The organism is Saccharibacillus endophyticus, assembly GCF_013185185.1.
Lineage (GTDB): Bacteria > Bacillota > Bacilli > Paenibacillales > Paenibacillaceae > Saccharibacillus > Saccharibacillus endophyticus.
The window spans coordinates 797,262-815,267 of the sequence record NZ_JAAZWE010000001.1; the positions used below are offsets into that span (position 1 = coordinate 797,262).

Here is an 18,006-nt window from a genome sequence, read left to right on the forward strand (position 1 = left end):
CGGTACCCCCAATTGTCATTTTACTGTCATTTTCTTTCAAAATTCGGAGCTGAACCTTCCCGTAATTATACCATGAATCTTCTCGTAATTTGCAGAAAAGTTTTCCGGTTCGGAAACGTCCATCCATTGGATGTCGTGCATATGACGGAACCAAGAGAGCTGCCTTTTAGCGAAATGCCGAGTATCCCGCTTCAGTAAATACACAGCTTCTTCAAGCGTCGCCGATCCGTCCAGATAAGGCCAGATCTCTTTATAACCCAGTCCTTGCATGGAAACCATGTCCCGCGTGTACCCGAGCGATCGGAGCTTCTGAACCTCTTCGATCAATCCTTGTTCCATCATTTGGTCGATCCGCTCTTCAATACGGTTATATAGCATTTGGCGGTCCATTGTCAAACCGATCAAACATAGGTCGTAAGGCGTGGTCTTTTTCTGTCTGGCCAACTGCTCGGACAAGGTTTCTCCGGTCAGCTTGTAAATCTCCAGCGCCCGAATGACGCGACGCGTATCATTGGGATGCAATCTTTGTGCGGATTCCGGATCAATATCCCGCAATTTGTCATGGAGCGCTTGTGTTCCGTGCGTTTCGGCAAACAAAGCTTGTTCCGTTCGGAAGGCTTCGTCTGCCCCGCTGTCTGCGAATTCGTAGCGATAACATAAGGATTCAACGTACAGACCCGTTCCTCCGACGATAAAAGGAAGATTTCCGCGCGCTGCGATTTCCGGGATCAGCGTATCGCAGCGTTCCTGGAATTCGGATACGGAAAACGGTTCATCCGGCTCATGGATATCGATCAGATGATGCGGTACACCTTCCATTTCGGTCTTTGAAATTTTTGCCGTGCCGATATCCATACCCCGATACACCTGCATGGAATCGCCCGAAATGATCTCACAAGAGAAAGCTTTGGCTAACTCGATGCTGAGCTTGGTCTTTCCCACGGCTGTCGGTCCGATCAAAACAAGCAATTTGGGCTTATCAGTCAACTGTAATCACTCCATACGTAATTTTGGCATGGACGCGACCATCTGACGTGAAGCCGAGACGCTCCATTTCTCCGCTACCTTTTTTCTCTTTTAAAACGACGGTCTTGCGTGCTACGCGAACCGCTTCCCGAATCGACTCTTCACTGAGCGCCCGATCATCCGCAAATGCACGCAGCGGCGAAATCGCGGAAGAGTCGTAGACGGGTTTGCGGAACATCGGATCGAAATACACCACGTCAAAACTATTATCCGGCAACGACTTCAAATAGTGCAGATGATCCGTGTTGACGACTTCGACGCGCCGCATCGCTTCTACGACCGACGGCTTCTCCACTTCGTAGCTGGCAAGTCCCTCGCGAAGCAAAACGGACAGTTCTGCCGAAGCTTCCAGACAGCGAACCAATCCTGTAGGCCCGACTTGGACGGCAAATACGAGCGAGTCGGTGCCCAAGCCTGCCGTGCAGTCGAGAACCGCATCTCCGGCTTCTGCTCGCGCAGCGTCGATCATCGGATCGGGTTCGCCTCTTAATAGCCGCTTCGCACGGACATAACCCATGCTTGGATGATATTCGAGCACAGGCTGATCTTCGCGGAAAAGACGGGCTTTGCCTTGCGTCACGATCAATACCGCATCCGCGTTGTATTTCGAAAATAAATTAGGAATCGAGGTTCGGCCTCTCGGCACGATCGGGATTCCCTGTTGTTCGGCAATTCCTGTCGCTCGCTGAAGTTCAGCTTCAGCGGGTTGAATGCCGGTTGTTACGATCATCATGAAAGGTGTTCTCCTTGCGTTAAGATACGAATTCGATGAAGCAGGACGTTTACCCGGTTGAATGAAATACTCGCGGGATCGGGTCGCCGATTCGATGAAGCGGGACCTTCCCCAGTTGATTAGGACGCTTGCGGGTTATTTTCGAAGCCGGTTAAAGCGTCCGGCTTCGAAAATCGGATTATGGTCGCTTTGGGATTGGGGGAAGGTCTTACATAACCCGTTTAAACAATTTCTCCAAATCGTAAGAAGAGAATGACACGACAATCGGTCTGCCGTGAGGGCAGGTGTAAGGTTGTTTGCATCTGCCCAGGCGTTCGATTAAGGTCTGGGCTTGAACATCGCTTAAGCGTTGATTGGCTTTGATTGAAGCTTTGCAGGAACAGAGCGTAGACGCTTTTTCCCGCAATTTAGCCAAATCAATCGCTCGTTCGCTCAGCACCCATTCAGCCATTTCTTCAATAATCGAAGATTCGTCACCGGCGGGGAACCAATGCGGATAAGCGGTAACCCGGAACGTTTGACCGCCAAAAGGCTCCATGTACACGCCTGCCTGCTCGAACCAACCGAGCCGATCGCGGATCTTGGTGCTTTCGGCAGACGTGAATTCCAATGTAATCGGCAGCAAAAGCTCTTGCGAAGCTTCTTCCGGCTGGCCGAATTTTTCGTAATAATATTCATAATTAATCCGTTCATGGGCCGCATGCTGGTCGATCAGGTACAGACCTTGATCATTTTGCGCGATCAAGTATGTGCCGTGATGCTGTCCGATTAGCGTCATCTCCGGAAAAGTCGGACGTTTAGGCGCTTCTCCGCGGCTGTACAGCTCCGCTGCGCGAGCTAGCGCCGCATTATTTTGCGCAGGCTGAGCTGCTTGACGCGGATTCGAACCTCCAGATGAAGCGGAACGGCCAGTATAACCCAGTCCATGTCCAGGTTCGCGAACTTGTTGAGGACGAGAGTCCTGTGCACCGCCAATTGCCGGATAGGATATGGAAGCCTTCAGGGCTTCTGGCACCTTGTCTGCGCGTACGGATGTCCCCTTCGGTTGCGAAGCAGAGGAATCAGACGATTCTTTGTTCTTATCGGCAGATGCCGCAGCATTTTGTTGACCTGCCGCGTTGCCTTGGGATACCTGTTCGGAATGCGCGGCAGCCGATCGGGGTTCGCTTGTTGCGGAAGGCATATCCTTATCCTGCGGCAGTCCCGATGTCAGATCGCCCAGCAACCCCTCACGCTTGGGAAAATGAAACTGTTCTTGCACAATCGAGTTGTTTTTGCCGATCCGTTGGTTGACCGCCTTCGGAATCAGCACTTCATGCGACAGAACCGCGCGAATCTTTTCTTCCACAAAAGCAACCAGCTCCGCTTCCTTGCTGAAACGCACTTCCAGCTTTGCCGGGTGTACGTTTACGTCAACCAGCGACGGGTGCATGACCAAACGCAGCACGACAAGCGGGTGACGTCCAACCGGAAGCAGCGTGTGGTAGGCGCGCATAATCGCTTGGTTCAGCACATGACTACGAATGTATCGCCCATTTACAACCGTAGTTATGGCGCTGCGATTAGAACGTGTAAAGTCCGGCAAGCTGACAAAACCGGAAACGGCAAAGTCCAGACTTTCCCCTTCCAGTTCAATCATAGCTTTGGCGCTTGTGGTTCCGTATACGGCCGCGATGACTTGAAGCAGGTCGCCTCCGCCCAACGTTTGCAATAACGAGTTGCCGTTATGCCGAAGGGTAAAAGCCACCTCGGGATGAGATAACGCCATTCGGTACATGTAGTCGGAGATATGCCCAAGTTCAGTCTGGACCGTCTTCATGTATTTCAGACGCGCCGGTGTATTATAGAACAATTCCTTTACGCGAAAATCCGTTCCGCGTGAAGCCGGAGCGTCTTCGTTGCTTTTCAACGTACCGCCTTCAATGACAAGCCGCCGCCCCGCGCCGTCTTCCCCGCAAGCGGTCACCACTTCGACTTTGGAAACCGAGGCGATACTCGGCAGCGCTTCGCCCCGGAAGCCCAGACTCGTAATCTGAAACAAATCCCGGCCTCCCGAAATTTTGCTGGTTGCATGCCGATAAAAGGCTGTCTCGCAATCTTCCGGATCGATCCCGGAACCGTTATCCGTAACCCGAATCGAAGATAAACCACCCTCCTCGGTCCATACGTCGACTTTGGTCGCACCCGCATCAATCGCATTTTCAACCAATTCCTTCACGACCGAAGCAGGCCTTTCCACCACTTCGCCCGCCGCAATCTGGTTGGCAATATGTTCATCCAGCACTTTAATCTTGGCCATATCGTTTCTCCTTTCCCGAGCAGCATCGGAAATGCGCTGAATCTGATGACTTGCCTATAATCTCTGCGCCTCCAACTTCAATTCATTCAGAATTTGCATGGCTTGAAGCGGCGTCATGTTCATTACGTCAACATCGCGTACACGTTGAAGCATCTTCTTGACTTTCGGATCTTCTTTAGCCGGTACTGCATGAATCGACTTTGCAGGATGTTCCTCGTCTCCGAAAATGGATAACTGCACAACCTCGTCAGCATCGGTCGCCGCAGTATCCGTTTGCTTTTGTTCGGTTATGCGCGTCCCGTCCTGATCCGCAGGACTTGCCATCAATGATGTTTCTTCCCGGATAATATCCGGTTGTTTGCGATCTTCCTCAGGTACAGAGACCGAATTCGGGGCAACCGAAACACCTGTCGCCTGACCTGCCGCCACTTCAGCCGCAGCCTGTTCGAAACCTTGCAACAGCCCGTATGCCCGATCAATAATGCTGCCTGGCAATCCTGCCAGACGGGCACAATAGATCCCGTAACTCGTGCTGGCCGCTCCTGCAACCAGCTTACGCAAGAATGTGACCTTATCGCCGCTCTCGCGCACGGCCATGCAGTAGTTTTGCAGCCTCGGCAAGCTTTCCTCCAAGTGAGCCAACTCATGGAAATGGGTCGAAACCAATGCTTTGCATCCGATCGACTCATGCACGTGTTCGATGACCGCTTGGGCAATAGCCATCCCTTCGCTCGTCGAGGTGCCGCGGCCCAATTCGTCGATGATAATCAGACTGTCTTTGGTCGCTTGTTGGGTCATCACTTGAATGTCGGCCATTTCCACCATGAACGTACTTTGTCCGCCGACAAGGTCGTCCGCCGCGCCGATCCGGGTAAAAATGCGATCCAGCAGCGGTACGTTGGCTCGATCCGCCGGAACGAAGCAGCCGATCTGTGCCATGATGGAGATCAATGCGACTTGACGCATATACGTGCTTTTACCCGCCATGTTGGGTCCGGTAATGAGCATGATATTCGCACCTTGTTCCGCCAGATCAGTCGCATTGGCAACGAATGAGCCGCCTTCCATCACCGCTTCAACGACCGGATGGCGACCATTGTCTACGCTAAGATCGTAGCCGTCATGCAGCTGCGGTCGCACAAAAGATTTCTCCGCGCTAGCTTCCGCGAACGCCTGATAAACGTCGGTTTCAGCAACACGCTCCGCAAGCGCTTTGAGGCGCGGTATGCGTTCTGCCACCTGCTCGCGCAGTTCAAGAAACAATCCGTATTCCAAATCCGCCATTTTTTCTTCGGCTTCGAGAATCAATGATTCTTTTTCTTTCAGTTCAGGCGTGATGTAACGCTCCGCGTTCGACATCGTTTGTTTGCGCTCGTAACGCCCTTCCGGCAGTTGAGCCAGATTGGCACGCGTGACTTCAATATAATAGCCGAATACTTTGTTATACCCGACCTTCAATGAACGGATACCCGTGATACGGCGTTCTTCGGCTTCCAACTCGGCGATCCAGCGCTTCCCGTTCACGCTCGCTTCGCGCAATTGGTCCAAATGCTCATGGTAGCCTTTGCGAATCAAGCCGCCGTCTCGTACGGATACCGGAGGTTCATCGGTCACTGCCGCAGCGATCGCTTCTGCCAAATCCGCGCACTCGTCCATTCGTTTAGCCGTTGCCGCCAGGGTTTGCGAACCGGAATTCAAACAAACTGCCTTAAGTGCAGGAATTTGAATCAGCGAATCGCGCAGCGCGATCAGATCGCGTCCGTTGGCACTGCCGAAAGCAACGCGTCCCACCAGCCGTTCCAAATCGTAAATTTCCCGCAGCGCTTCTTGTACGTCGCCGCGCAAAATCAGATCGCGATGCAGATACTCCACGGCCTCCAACCGGTCTTCGATCGCGCTGCGTTGCAATAGCGGCTTGTCGATCCAACGACGCAGCGTACGCGCGCCCATCGAAGTTTTGGTACGGTCTAACAGCCAAAGCAGCGAACCTTTTTTCGAGCGTTCGCGTACGGTCTCGGTCAATTCCAGGTTACGGCGCGTAAACGGATCGAGGATCATATAGTGATTCGGCTCGTACACCGAAATTTTGGTCAGTTGTCCCAATGCTCTTTTTTGCGTTTCTGCTAGATAGGCAAAAAGACGCGCCACGCAAATACGACGCTCTTCGTCCAATCTTGCCCAAGACGCTTCGCCGAACTGCTCGCGCGCGCCGTCTTCCTTCCCCTTTTCCCAAGGCGTGCAGACCAATCGGCGTTCCAAAGGCGCGATCTGGCTCTCCAACAGCTGCAGCAACTGCGCATCCCCGATCGCTTCGACGGGCTGATAAACACCGACTTCACCCTTGAGCCATTCCTCGCTCTCCGGCGCGGATGTCACATGCAGGTCTCCGGTTGAAAGGTCGCAAGCGGCGATCGCCATCATTCCATGGGAACGGGTCACGCAGACCAGATAGTTATTGGACTTTTCCCCAAGCGCTCGGCTCTCCATCAATGTCCCCGGCGTCACGACGCGAACGATCTCGCGGCGCATCATTCCTTTGGATTCGCCGGGCGTCTCGACTTGTTCGCAGATCGCGACTTTATATCCTTTTTCAATCAGACGCTGAACGTAACCTTCGGCCGCATGGTAAGGAACGCCGCACATCGGAGCTTTCTCTTCCAATCCCGCGTTGCGTCCGGTCAGCGTAATCTCCAATTCGCGCGAGGCGGTAATCGCATCGTCGAAAAAAATTTCGTAAAAGTCACCAAGACGGAAAAAGAGGATCGCGTCCTTTGCTTCTTCCTTGATCTTGACGTACTGCTGCATCATCGGCGTTAAAGTGGCCATGATTCCCCTCCATTTACCTGCTTCTTCTCTTCTTGATTATAGCAGACTTTTTCTAAAAAGCGCGATAACACGAACGTGTGTTCATATTTATTTCGAAAAAAGCTTTTTCGGAAGATCCTGTTTGTTGGAAAAGCTGGGCGCTGCGGGAGAAATTCTTTAGCGTATGCTTTCGATGTGCCTTTCTTCGAAATGCTTTAGCTCCTACACTGAATTTCTCCCTCCGCTGGCTTCGCTTACTCTAACTACCTTTTCAAAATACAACTTTTTCATTAGGCGCTTGGTTATGATAGGCTTCAAGTGCTTGAAAATCAAATTTACGTTATACAATAAGACTGTAATAATGAACAAGCCCACTTAAATAAAAAATGTTACAATCATTCACCGCTCCAGATCATTCCCGACTTTTACGCAGGAAATACAAGAACGATAAAAGACTGCAACACTTTTACTCATAAAAAGAGATTACTTTTAAAAGTTATGAACTTCAAACCCATTTGCCCATGCAATTCAAAGCAAGATTTCAAATCCTCTTTTCCTTCCTACACCAACCTGGCCAGGAGGGCGGAGGGGTGTTCGTGCAGGAGCGTAGCGTTCGCCTTTGAAATTTGGAAACGCCCTTATTATGATCCAATCCAGTTTCCCGATTTCAACACGCGACCGAAACGAATACCCCGCAGCCCTCTCTCCGCCAATCCTAGCCAGCCCCCTCACGTGATATGCGGAGCCTTATCCTTTTTCGACAACCCCAGATATCGATTCAACTCGCGGCATAATTGCAGGATCGCGGAGCGGACTTCGAATTCTTCGCGGGTTTCCGGAAGGCTCATTTCTTTGAATTGTTCTTCCAGTTCTTTCAGCATTTCCGCCGCATTTCCGGTATAATGCTCGCTTTTGACGTCGCGCTCCAACCGATCGAACAGCTCTGCCGTGAGTTCGGCTTGGGAAATCTGCCGATAGACTTGCGACACGAGCTGGGCCATCGTTTGGATCGAATCGAGCTGCTGCTTGCGCATCACGAAATACACGCCCCAGAATTCATCGGACTTCAACACTTGATTTTCCCGCGAGCGTCTTGCCAGTTCAAGGCCTTCGGCTACTTTTTTATCCGCTTCGATCAGCTCTTTTCCGTCCCAGACATAATCGGGATTGCGAAGCGTCTTGGCGAACTGGGCAAAAATACGCGAAAAGCATTCGTCCGCTTCACTGCGGATTTTGGACAGTTTCTCTTCCGGGTTAGGCATGTAGATCAAGTTGACCAGCATCGCCGAGCCCAATCCGATCACCAGCAGCTGCAGCTCTGTCCAGAGCACCGGCCATGTAATCTCGCCTGCGTTAAATACATGGAACACCACGACTGCATTGGTCACGATTCCTCCCTTGAACGTCGCTTTGACAATCACGGGGAACGCAATCAGGATATACAGCGGAATCACCCAATAATGAAAACCAAGCGTACCGAACAACACGCAAGCGACGATCAGACCGACGATCGAGGCGAAAAAGCGGTCCACGACCGTTTTGACGCTGCGCTTGATTGTGGTGTCCAGCCCCAAAATAGCCAGCAGCCCCGCCGACGTGGCCGATGGAATACCGACAAAATGGGCTATCATGATCGAAGCGAAAGCCGCCAACGCCGTTTTGATGACGCGAAAACCAAACATACGTGCCACCGAATCCTTTCTCCGTTTTTCAGAAATATTCTCTTTACTTTCAAAACTTCCATGTTCCTTACATTTCTCTTCGGAGACAAAAATCCCGCCGTCCTTTTCGGGAATCGGCAGGATTGGTTTGGATTTTCGAGCAAAGATGATGTTACAGCTTCAGATTATACAGGCTTGTGTACTTCTGTTCCAGATAGTCTGCCAGATAATCCGGATTCAATTCTTCGCCGGTGACATCGAAAATGATTTCGGAAGGCTTTTTCGATTTGCCGAAGCGGTAGACTTTCTCCGTAAGCCATTCTTTGATCGGCAGCAGGTTGCCTTGTTCGATCAGCTCGTCGAAATTCGTCAGCTCTTTGCGCAGCGTATGCATCATTTGCGCCGCGTACATATTGCCGAGCGAATACGAAGCGAAGTAGCCGAACGCACCGCCTGACCAGTGAACGTCCTGCAGCACGCCTTCGGAGTTATTCGGAGGCGTAATGCCCAGGTAACTCTCATATTTGGCATTCCAAACTTCAGGCAGCTTTTTCACGTCGAGGTCTTCATTAAAGAGCATCTTCTCGATTTCATAGCGAATGATGATGTGCAGGTTATAGGTCAGTTCGTCGGCTTCGATTCGAATCAACGAATTTTCCACGCGGTTGGCCGCGAAGTGGAATTTTTCCGGCGTAACGCCTGTCAGTTGATCCGGGAACTGCTTTTGCAATTCGCCGAAGTAACGCTGCCAGAACGGCAAACTGCGGCCAATCATATTTTCCCAGAAACGCGATTGCGATTCATGGATGCCCATCGAAGTGCCTTGAGCCAGCGGCGTTCCGGTGAGTTTCGGATCGACATTTTGCTCGTACAGCGCGTGTCCGCCTTCGTGCAGCGAGCTGAACGCCGCGCTCAGTACGTCATGCTCGTGATAATTCGTTGTAATGCGCACGTCGCCCGGATTCAGTCCCGTCGCGAACGGATGCACCGTCTCGTCCAAGCGTCCGGCGTCGAAGTCGTAACCCATTTCTTTCAAAATGAAATGGCTGAACGCTTTTTGGCCTTCTTTCGGATAAGCTTCGTCGAGGAACGGCAGTTCCGCCACAATCTCCGAAGCCGCAATTGCCTCAGCCAGAGGAACCAGACGCTTTTTCAAGCGATCGAACACGTCATCGAGACGCTCGACGGTCATATCGGGTTCATACATATCGAGCAGCGTGTCGTACGGCGTATCCTTCGCTCCCCAGTAGCCGATAAATTTGCGCAGCGTGCCCACGATTTCCGTCAGATAAGGCTCAAACGACTCGAAGTCTCCGCTTTCTTTGGCCCCTTCCCATTTCGTTTCCGATTTGGAGGTCAGGATCGTATACGCTTTGAACTCGCTTTCGGGAATTTTGCGATTTTGGTCGTAGCTTTTTTTGACCGTTTCCACCAGTCTGCGATCGATATCGTCCAATTGCGACGCGTTCGCTTCCTGCCTAAACAGATCCAGATATGTACCCATTTCATCCGATGTTTCGAGCTTAAAAGCTTCCGTAGACAGCAAACCGATCGTTTCCGCCCGCGTTTCCGCGCCTTTGCGCGGGGCACCGGTGCGAAGATCCCAATACATCAGGCCTACCGCTTCATTGTAGCTTCCGATCTTGGCCACCAATTCGCGAAATCCGTTCCATTGTTCCTGTAGTTGTTGTTCCATTCGGAAAGTTCACCTCGTTTGTTTGATCGTACAGCAAAAATGGTAAAAATTATTGTTCACCTCTTGATCATACGTTTTGAGAGGTCTATAATCAATATCAACAAAAGGTTTTGCAAAATATAATTTTTAAAAAGGAGTCCTTCATCATGTCGATGTCTCTTACTATGAAAGTTTCCCCGGAAGCGCAAATCTTGCTTGAACAAGCGTTCGGCGGCCGTCCCGGATATCTTCGCGTCGCTTACGACAACGAAGGTTGCGGATGCTCGCTTAGCGGCGCGATTGCCCTCTGGCTCGTCGATGAGCAAAAAGCATCGGATTTGACGATCGCTTCCGATAGCGGCATTTCGTTCATTATCGATAAAAACGACGCCGTTTATCTGGATCAAAACCTCTCGATCACGATCAGCGGCTTCGATAAATCGTCCGTGCGCCTTGCCAGCGACGGCCAATCTTACGGCTCCAGTATCCGAGTCGAAGATCGCCGCGCAGCTTCCGAAGTTCGCGCCTGAACCGCTTTCGCCTAATTTCGGCAAAATTCGTGCTTGAAATTCCCCTATAGTGTTATGTAAAATTCGGGATAACGCTCCAGGGCGAAAAAGGAGGAAGCAGCTTTGACTCAGATTACGGATATTTTGGACCATAATAAAGCGTTCGTCGAAAACAAGGAATACGAAACATTCATCAGCGGTAAGTTTCCTGAAAAAAAAGTCGTCGTGCTCACCTGTATGGATACTCGGCTGACCGAGCTGCTGCCGCGGGCCATGAACCTTCGCAATGGAGATGCCAAAATTTTGAAAACGGCGGGTGCCGTAATCTCCTCACCGTTCGGCAGTATTATGCGCAGTATTCTGGTCGCGCTTTATGAACTGCAAGCCGAAGAAGTAATCGTTGTCGGTCATCATGAATGCGGGATGGCTTCGCTGAATGCGGAACATATCATGGGCAAAATGCGCGAACGCGGCGTTTCGGACGAGGTGCTCGCCACGCTCGATCACTCCGGCGTACAGCTTGGGCAATGGTTCAAAGGCGTGGAAAACGAGACACAAGGCGTCATGCACAGCGTTAACATGATTGTCAATCACCCGTTGATGCCTGCGGGCGTACCCGTGCATGGCATGTTGATCGATCCGAAGACAGGTGCGTTGGAAGTCATTTGCGACGGTTATGAACGTAACGGCGACGCTGCGAAGTAACGAAAATTCTGCGTGATCGATCCGTAATGATGTGTTCGTAATGAATTATGAAAAAAGTTTAATATTGCGGCGCGGTTCCTTTTCGGGACTGCGCTTTTTCGTTATCGGCAGGCTATTTAGCCCCTTGCAGGCATCCGAGTTGGTTGCCCCGGCATCTTTTTATGTTGTACACTTTGGACAGAGGTCGTGCACCGTCCCGCGGCGGAGCGCCCTGAATATGGAGAACGGGTGATTTCATGAATATACTTTCTTACGGCCTGCTTGCTCTGGTTTCACGCAAAGAAGCTTCAGGCTATGATTTGATGCTCAAGATCCAGCCATTCTGGCAAGCCAAGCACAGCCAGATCTATCCTCTTCTCGGCAGTATGGAGGAAAAAGGATTGCTTAGCGCCATATGGATTCAGCAAGCAGACAAACCGGATAAAAAGCTGTATTCCATCACGCCCGAAGGCACATTGAAATTACACGAGTGGCTGCTGGAAGAGACGGCGGCCCCGGTCATGCGCGATGAGTTCAATCTGAAATGCTTCTGCATCCACTTGGCGGAACCTTCCGAGGTTCGTCGCATGTTTGCGGATCGTCGTGCTTACCACGTCGACCGAATCAAGTATTATAAAGACATTCAAGACAATATTCCCAAAGAACACCGCAATCCGGGCCACATCGGCTTTGAAGATTACATTCTGCTGCAAAAAGCCGTTCTGCGCACCAAAGCCAGCGTGGACTGGATCGATTGGGTCGAGCAAGAGTACGGACAATGGACGGTCGAAGCCTGATCAGCCGCTTTATTTAAAACTTTTCTAAAATAATCGTTAAAAATTGAAACGTTCTCGAAATTCCTCCGTATAAGGTCAGGGAAGGGCGAAGTTTAAGCTTTGTCCCTTATCCACAAACCTTATTACAGGAGGAATTTCATTTATTATGAGTCGATCCAAAAAATTCTTTTCCATCATGCTGTCTTTCCTGATCATCTTCGGCGCTTCGGCGATCGTGCCGGATCAAGCGGACGCGCGCCGCGGCGGTGGCGGCTTCAGCTCCGGTCCGAGATCTTACCAAAGCACGCCGAACAAATCGCAAAATACCGACAGTGTCAATTCGGGCACGCGCTCGAATTCCAATACGCAATCCAATAACAGCAGCTTGAACCGCAACAATACCAATAACCGCGGCGGCTTCGGCGGCGCCATGTTCCGAGGCATTTTGTTCGGCGGCATCGCCGGTCTCCTGTTCGGCAGCCTGTTCGCCAATATGGGAGCTTTCGGCGGAATCCTGGGCCTGTTGGTCAACGTGCTTGCCCTGTACATGTTGTTCGTCATCGTCCGCGCCGTTTACCGCAGCGTCAAAGAAAACCGTCGCCGCTCGCGCGAACGCGAAGGACGTTACTAAGCCATGCAGCTTACGATGGATGAAATTATCAATGCGGTCTGTCTGAATATCGCGGAACGCCGGGTGATCAAGCCTACGGAAGTTACGGTTGAGATGTTGTGGGATGAAGATTTGGGCTATAGCGCGCATATTACGGTGCAAGGGCGCGACTGGTACATCAACGAAGGCTCCCTGATCGAAGCCATCACCCAATATCTGGACCGGGAATACGGGATTCGTGCTTTTCAAGATCAGATTACATTGGATTTGACTGATGAAATTATCGCGCATATTGCGGTGTAGGCATGTTTCGCCTGAAGGTCCTGTTCGTTGATCAGCGGGCGGAGAGCTGCGGGAGAAATTCGTTCAATCCGCTGTCTCACGCAGAAAGCTTTCAGCTTTCCGCGTTCAAAGGCGTATTTCACTGAATTTCTCCCTCCGCCTGACGCTCGGCTCAGATTCAAACCTTATTTGAAACATTAAGCCTGATCTTTTATAGATCGGGCTTTTTTATGTACAAAATATTTGGAAATGAGATTTAGATTCGGCAGCGCAACGCTTTTTTCTTCATGCTGCTTATTCTCCGTTATCAAAGAAATTTCAATCCTATAGTCATCGGCAGGAACGAATCGAATCCGCTGGCCGCTTTTTCCGGAAAGTTCGATTTCCAGAATTCCCTCTTGTTCGATCTGACGGCATTCTTCGAAAATGGTCTTGACTACCTCCATGTCGCGACTGCTCCATAGAGTGAACACTTTAAAACCGCGCGTGCCTTTTCCCCATTTCGGTTCGTGCGGTAATCCTCTATCTCGAATGGATTGAATTCAGGTCGTATCGCTTTGCGCATCCGCGTCTACGTCGACTACAAGATGATCAATTTTCATTACAGTTTCTCCTTTATGCCTTCCGGCTTCTTTTTAAAATCTTCGTCTCATGTTAAAGTTAACTTTAACGAAATGGGGTGCAAATCATGTTCACTATCAAAGAAGTGCAAGAAAAATTCGGCCTGCCGGCTTCGACTTTGCGGTTTTACGAAAAAGAAGGCATCCTTCCGCCGATCGGGCGGGATAGCGGCGGACGCCGGCTATACAGCGAACCCGAGCTGGAATGGCTGCAGTTGGTGGTCGCGCTGCGCGATACTGGTATGACGATGGACCATATCAAAAACTACGTCGAATTGGTCAAACAAGGCGATGAAACACTGCATCAACGGCGACAGATCCTGCTGGAACACAAACAGGACGTCGAACGCAAAATGAACCAGACGCTCGAACACTTGGAGAAAATCAATCGAAAGATGGCCGTATACGATCTGCTTGCGCATGGAAAAAAAGATTTTTTGATCTGATTCCGCTTGACTTAAACTTCGCTTTAATTTGTATGCTGATGGTATACCTTTAAAAGGAGTGAAGTCGTTTGTCGCAGAAAAAAGTATGGTTCATTACCGGTTGCTCCACAGGGTTCGGCCGAGAGCTGGCAAATAAACTGATCCAACAGCAATATCCCGTGGTGATTACCGCGCGCAATCCCGAATCGCTGTCGGAACTTGCTCAAGGTCGCGAAGACCAAGTGCTTGCGCTCAAACTGGACGTAACGGACAAGCAGCAGATCCAAAAAGCCGTATCCGCCGCTCAAGAAAAGTTCGGACGTATCGACGTACTGGTGAATAATGCCGGAATCGGCTACTTTGCTTCCGTCGAAGAAAGCGTGGAAGAAGAAACGCGCAACATGTTCGAAATCAATTTCTGGGGACTGATGCATGCGACGAACGCGGTACTGCCTTTGATGCGCAAGCAGAAATCCGGTCATATCATCAATTTCTCTTCGATCGGCGGATTGACTTCGTTCCCTACGCTCGGTTACTATCATGCGACCAAATACGCGGTAGAAGGCGTGTCCGAAAGCTTGGCGCAAGAAGTTGCCGAAAGCGGAATCCGTGTCTCGATCATTGAGCCGAGCGGATTCCGTACCGATTGGGGCGGTCGCTCTTCGGTCAAAACGCAAACCTCGATCCCCGAATATGAAAACACGGTCGGACGCATGCTGAGCGGCATCGGTCAAAGCGCCGGCCAAGAAGCGGGAGATCCGGCAAAAGCCGCCGAAGCCCTTATTCATATTGCCGAACTGGATACGCCTCCTTTGCGCCTGCTGCTCGGGAAAGCCGCTTATCAAGCCGCAACCTACAAGTTCACGAACTTGTTGAGCTCGATCGAGGAATGGAAAGAAACGACGATCAATGCAGACTTCCCGCAGCAATCTTGATTCTTGTTGATCATTTTTAACATAAACGATCAAAAACCGCTTTTCCGATTTGTCGGAAGGCGGTTTTTGCGATGATCGCGTCGGCCCGAGCTACTTACGATCGACGTCAATCGGGCAGCCTGCATCCGTAAACAGACGTTCTTTTAACCTCGCTGCCAAATCGTCGTCCGTCAGCGGTTCCCGGTGCGTATTTTCCAAATAAATATGCTTCTCCGTTTCCGGCATCAAATATTGCTTGTACCATAGGAAAAAGTCCGGGCTATCCCCGTGCATGCGCAGCACTTTTCGCAGGGTATCGACATTTTGCACCGTACTCGCGATATTGGTCAACCAATCGGCGCGATAGAAATCGGCCCATTTTCCATGTTCGGCCGCGCGCAGCGCATCCAGCCCCCGACGGTAATGCCGCAGCGACTCCGAAGCCAGCACGAACGCTTGCGGGTATTGCCCCAGCCGATGCGCGGCGTAAGAACGGCAGAGTTGATAAAAGCCTTCGCTCCCCGATAAATGCAGCTCGCCGTGAAACCGCAAATGATCCTCGGCACGCTGACGATCTTCGGCACCAAGCTTCGCCAACGTCCCGTCACATTGTTCAAGCCAATTTTTCCATTTGTCGATTGCAGGCGCAAGCCTTTGTTCGAATGCTTTGACCTGCTGCTCAAACGAGCCTGCGCCGACCGCCCAGTCCAGACGGCGATCGCTCTCGGCTTCTTTTCCTTGCAGCCAATGACCGATAATCTGCCTCGCCGGATGATGATAGTATTGCTCGCCCGCCAAATCGTCGGGATGCGGGCCGTAAGGCAGAGTCGCTTCGGCATAACTGTGATAAAGTCGGGCCAACGCTTCATGCTCCGATACGTAATAAGATCGGACGAAACTTTGCAAGTGCTCTTTCGTATCGATCGTGCCTTCATTCCACAGCGTACTGACGATATCCAGCGGATACGCATGGGGCCGAATATTCCCGCTGTTGAGGATGAGGTAATCGGATGCTCCGACAGCAAATGCCGCCTCCAGCTCGCTTTTCAAAAAGTCGGCGCTTCCCGCGAACATCGTCAAATGATTGGAAGCTTGCAGATCGTGGAACGTCACATGAATATACAAGCCGTGGCGGCCCGAATCCTTGATTCCCGGCAGCGAAGGAATCCGAAGATTGATGTCGTCCCTGCGCCGCGATACCATTTTGCCGTACCCGTTATCCGCCCAGACCCTGATCGTGTTCTCGGGTAACGAGATCCATCCTTCCTGGTACAACTCCGCGATCTCCCCGTATAAAGCCACGCAGCAGACCGGGTCTTCCACGTATTCGCGGATCATGTCGTATTGCTTTTGCATGACCTGACCGATCAGTTCGCCCCGCTTGAACGGCGTGTCGAAGCTCGGATCGTCTTCCCAAAAAGGCTTGTCGCCCTGGCCGCGGAACGAAAGTACCCAGACGACTTTTCGATGCCGCTGCTCTTCGATCGCCTGACGCCATAACTGTTCGTACCGCTCCGGCTCTCGTAAATAACTCATTTCACGCCCGGGGTAGGCTCTAGCGAACATTTCGGCTCCCAGCGGCTCGGCATGATGATGCGTCACCCAAAGTCCCATTTCCGATGCCAATTCATAATGAATCCCGTGGCGCGGCAAATCCGTTCCGGGAATGACCATATTGCCTCCCGAGCGCAGCAGCGCTTCAAAAACCGGCTCCCATACTTCGCGCGTCGGCGGATATTCCGGTTTCCAGCCGATCAGACAGACTTCGTCATTCACGAACCAGCCGCGGTATCGGACTTTGCGAGGAGAGGACGCATAATCGACGCATGGAATCATCACTTCGCTTCGACTTTTGATCTCCTGATCCATCCAATACCAGAAAGGCTGGATGCCCAGAAACTTTCGACTGAACGCCAACACGCCGTACACGACGCCCAATTCGTCCCGTCCGACGATATGGAGCACGGATACCTCGTCGGAAACGAACCGAAATTCAAAAGCTTCGGGATGCGCGGGACAAGAGTCGTTTTCGCCGGCTAAACCGATACGGATCTGCGCTTGCCTCGGATCGGCCGCAAACTCCGGTTCGATGCCGAGCACGGCGGTCAGATCGCGCTTCAGCATTCGCAGTACGTGGGCAATCGCCGTAGAATGAGGTTCGACAGCGTAAATAAGCACTTTCCCGCTCAAATTCATCTCGCGTTTGAACGCATTACTCATGGAGCGACTACCGGCGTGCTTTTCCCAGTATCCGCTTGCGATTGAACATCGGCGAAAAGCTCGGATAACGGCCGAACCTCCCGAATGCCGATCGCAGTCAACGCCTGTGCAGCCATTCGGGCTATTGCGACGGCACCGTCTTCGTTGAGATGCGTGTCATCCATAATGCCTTCCGGATAATTCGGGTGTACGCCCGGTTCAAACTGGGTAAACCACTGCCGGGAACGTTGATTGCCCATCTCCTTGTAAGCCGAAGCGCTGCGTCCTGTCAGATCGATAAGCGGCACGGCTTCCCACAGCGCCAGCGCTTCCGCCGCCCGAGGGTAGTCGCCGTGCGTTTGCGTCAGCAACCCGTCGGCATCGAACCAGCGGCGGGAGATCGGAGTAAGCAAAATCGGCTTCGCCCCTCTCGCGCGTGCTCCGTCGATGTAGCGTTTCAAAGACTCGCCATAACTCCCCCAAGGACTTGTATGGCGATCCGGATCGTCTTTTTCATCATTATGTCCGAATTGGATCAGCAAATAATCGTTCTTGCCAATCTGCTGCAAGATGCGATCCAATCTGCCTTCGTCGATAAAGCTTTTACTGCTGCGACCGCAAACGGCTTCATTCACGACGTTCACATCGGGTTTTAAAAAGAGTCGCAGCTTGTTGCCCCATCCCTGCATCGGTGCCCGATCCGCCGGATAGTCGGCCATCGTCGAATCTCCTGCCAAATAAAACGTAACCGTCATTTCGACCTCTCCCCTATTCGCAAATATACAGCT

The 18,006-nt window shown here is 51.6% G+C and carries 16 protein-coding genes; 7 read left to right on the forward strand and 9 right to left on the reverse strand.

Features of this window, described 5'->3' with window-relative positions; translation table 11 throughout:
- Positions 1–36: 36 nt before the first annotated feature.
- From miaA to HRQ63_RS03675, 6 genes are all read right to left on the reverse strand, one after another.
- Positions 37–987, reverse strand: a complete 951-nt coding sequence (gene miaA / locus HRQ63_RS03650; protein ID WP_172239229.1) for a tRNA (adenosine(37)-N6)-dimethylallyltransferase MiaA — start codon at positions 985–987, stop codon at positions 37–39.
- Positions 980–1,759, reverse strand: coding sequence for a class I SAM-dependent methyltransferase (locus HRQ63_RS03655; RefSeq protein ID WP_308809902.1), 780 nt, complete (start codon positions 1,757–1,759; stop codon positions 980–982). The genes miaA and HRQ63_RS03655 overlap by 8 nt, the downstream gene beginning before the upstream one ends.
- Before the next feature lie 208 nt (positions 1,760–1,967).
- Positions 1,968–4,058: a DNA mismatch repair endonuclease MutL gene (gene mutL / locus HRQ63_RS03660; protein ID WP_172239232.1), complete on the reverse strand. Its 2,091-nt coding sequence runs from the start codon at positions 4,056–4,058 to the stop codon at positions 1,968–1,970.
- 54 nt (positions 4,059–4,112) lie between these two features.
- Positions 4,113–6,884 carry a DNA mismatch repair protein MutS gene (gene mutS / locus HRQ63_RS03665; protein WP_172239235.1) on the reverse strand — a complete coding sequence of 924 codons (2,772 nt, stop codon included), beginning with the start codon at positions 6,882–6,884 and terminating at the stop codon, positions 4,113–4,115.
- A gap of 707 nt (positions 6,885–7,591) precedes the next feature.
- Positions 7,592–8,545 (reverse strand): aromatic acid exporter family protein, encoded by a 954-nt coding sequence (locus tag HRQ63_RS03670; RefSeq protein WP_172240572.1) that lies wholly within the window; start codon positions 8,543–8,545, stop codon positions 7,592–7,594.
- A 151-nt stretch (positions 8,546–8,696) separates the two neighbouring features.
- Positions 8,697–10,220: a carboxypeptidase M32 gene (locus HRQ63_RS03675; RefSeq protein WP_172239238.1), complete on the reverse strand. Its 1,524-nt coding sequence runs from the start codon at positions 10,218–10,220 to the stop codon at positions 8,697–8,699.
- A 146-nt stretch (positions 10,221–10,366) separates the two neighbouring features.
- Between HRQ63_RS03675 and HRQ63_RS03680 the strand changes: the two genes are divergently transcribed.
- The 5 genes from HRQ63_RS03680 to HRQ63_RS03700 all read left to right on the forward strand — a co-directional run bounded on the left by HRQ63_RS03680 (position 10,367) and on the right by HRQ63_RS03700 (position 13,081).
- A complete protein-coding gene (locus HRQ63_RS03680; protein WP_172239241.1) occupies positions 10,367–10,729 on the forward strand; it encodes an iron-sulfur cluster biosynthesis family protein in 363 nt (120 codons plus the stop codon).
- 102 nt (positions 10,730–10,831) lie between these two features.
- Positions 10,832–11,413 (forward strand): beta-class carbonic anhydrase, encoded by a 582-nt coding sequence (locus HRQ63_RS03685; protein WP_172239244.1) that lies wholly within the window; start codon positions 10,832–10,834, stop codon positions 11,411–11,413.
- A gap of 236 nt (positions 11,414–11,649) precedes the next feature.
- On the forward strand, positions 11,650–12,189 hold the full coding sequence (locus tag HRQ63_RS03690; RefSeq protein ID WP_172239247.1) for a PadR family transcriptional regulator: 540 nt from the start codon (positions 11,650–11,652) through the stop codon (positions 12,187–12,189).
- A gap of 145 nt (positions 12,190–12,334) precedes the next feature.
- Complete coding sequence (locus tag HRQ63_RS03695) at positions 12,335–12,799, forward strand: hypothetical protein (RefSeq protein WP_172239250.1); 465 nt, start codon at positions 12,335–12,337, stop codon at positions 12,797–12,799.
- Positions 12,800–12,802: 3 nt separating this feature from the next.
- Positions 12,803–13,081, forward strand: coding sequence for a DUF2653 family protein (locus tag HRQ63_RS03700; protein WP_172239253.1), 279 nt, complete (start codon positions 12,803–12,805; stop codon positions 13,079–13,081).
- A gap of 176 nt (positions 13,082–13,257) precedes the next feature.
- Here the strand turns inward: HRQ63_RS03700 and HRQ63_RS03705 are convergent, their stop codons facing one another.
- Complete coding sequence (locus HRQ63_RS03705) at positions 13,258–13,506, reverse strand: hypothetical protein (RefSeq protein WP_172239256.1); 249 nt, start codon at positions 13,504–13,506, stop codon at positions 13,258–13,260.
- A 242-nt stretch (positions 13,507–13,748) separates the two neighbouring features.
- Here HRQ63_RS03705 and HRQ63_RS03710 point away from each other — a divergent pair, with 242 nt between their 5' ends.
- Together HRQ63_RS03710 and HRQ63_RS03715 are read left to right on the forward strand one after the other, a co-directional pair.
- Positions 13,749–14,126 (forward strand): MerR family transcriptional regulator, encoded by a 378-nt coding sequence (locus HRQ63_RS03710; RefSeq protein ID WP_172239259.1) that lies wholly within the window; start codon positions 13,749–13,751, stop codon positions 14,124–14,126.
- A gap of 68 nt (positions 14,127–14,194) precedes the next feature.
- Entirely contained in the window at positions 14,195–15,040 is an 846-nt protein-coding gene (locus HRQ63_RS03715; protein ID WP_172239262.1) for an oxidoreductase, read from the forward strand.
- 90 nt (positions 15,041–15,130) lie between these two features.
- Here the strand turns inward: HRQ63_RS03715 and HRQ63_RS03720 are convergent, their stop codons facing one another.
- Positions 15,131–17,239: a glycosyl hydrolase 115 family protein gene (locus HRQ63_RS03720; protein ID WP_172239265.1), complete on the reverse strand. Its 2,109-nt coding sequence runs from the start codon at positions 17,237–17,239 to the stop codon at positions 15,131–15,133.
- Positions 17,236–17,973, reverse strand: coding sequence for a rhamnogalacturonan acetylesterase (locus HRQ63_RS03725; RefSeq protein ID WP_172239268.1), 738 nt, complete (start codon positions 17,971–17,973; stop codon positions 17,236–17,238). Before HRQ63_RS03725 ends, HRQ63_RS03720 begins: the two co-directional genes overlap by 4 nt.
- Positions 17,974–18,006 lie beyond the last annotated feature (33 nt).

Excerpts from the sequence above, each read along its gene's own strand:
- HRQ63_RS03655 (WP_308809902.1), bottom strand. The coding sequence starts at position 1,759 with ATGATGATCGTAACAACCGGCATTCAACCCGCTGAAGCTGAACTTCAG.
- mutL (WP_172239232.1), bottom strand. The coding sequence starts at position 4,058 with ATGGCCAAGATTAAAGTGCTGGATGAACATATTGCCAACCAGATTGCG.
- mutS (WP_172239235.1), bottom strand. The coding sequence starts at position 6,884 with ATGGCCACTTTAACGCCGATGATGCAGCAGTACGTCAAGATCAAGGAA.
- HRQ63_RS03670 (WP_172240572.1), bottom strand. The coding sequence starts at position 8,545 with ATGTTTGGTTTTCGCGTCATCAAAACGGCGTTGGCGGCTTTCGCTTCG.
- HRQ63_RS03675 (WP_172239238.1), bottom strand. The coding sequence starts at position 10,220 with ATGGAACAACAACTACAGGAACAATGGAACGGATTTCGCGAATTGGTG.
- HRQ63_RS03680 (WP_172239241.1), top strand. The coding sequence starts at position 10,367 with ATGTCGATGTCTCTTACTATGAAAGTTTCCCCGGAAGCGCAAATCTTG.
- HRQ63_RS03690 (WP_172239247.1), top strand. The coding sequence starts at position 11,650 with ATGAATATACTTTCTTACGGCCTGCTTGCTCTGGTTTCACGCAAAGAA.
- HRQ63_RS03695 (WP_172239250.1), top strand. The coding sequence starts at position 12,335 with ATGAGTCGATCCAAAAAATTCTTTTCCATCATGCTGTCTTTCCTGATC.
- HRQ63_RS03700 (WP_172239253.1), top strand. The coding sequence starts at position 12,803 with ATGCAGCTTACGATGGATGAAATTATCAATGCGGTCTGTCTGAATATC.
- HRQ63_RS03705 (WP_172239256.1), bottom strand. The coding sequence starts at position 13,506 with ATGGAGGTAGTCAAGACCATTTTCGAAGAATGCCGTCAGATCGAACAA.
- HRQ63_RS03710 (WP_172239259.1), top strand. The coding sequence starts at position 13,749 with ATGTTCACTATCAAAGAAGTGCAAGAAAAATTCGGCCTGCCGGCTTCG.
- HRQ63_RS03720 (WP_172239265.1), bottom strand. The coding sequence starts at position 17,239 with ATGAGTAATGCGTTCAAACGCGAGATGAATTTGAGCGGGAAAGTGCTT.
- HRQ63_RS03725 (WP_172239268.1), bottom strand. The coding sequence starts at position 17,973 with ATGACGGTTACGTTTTATTTGGCAGGAGATTCGACGATGGCCGACTAT.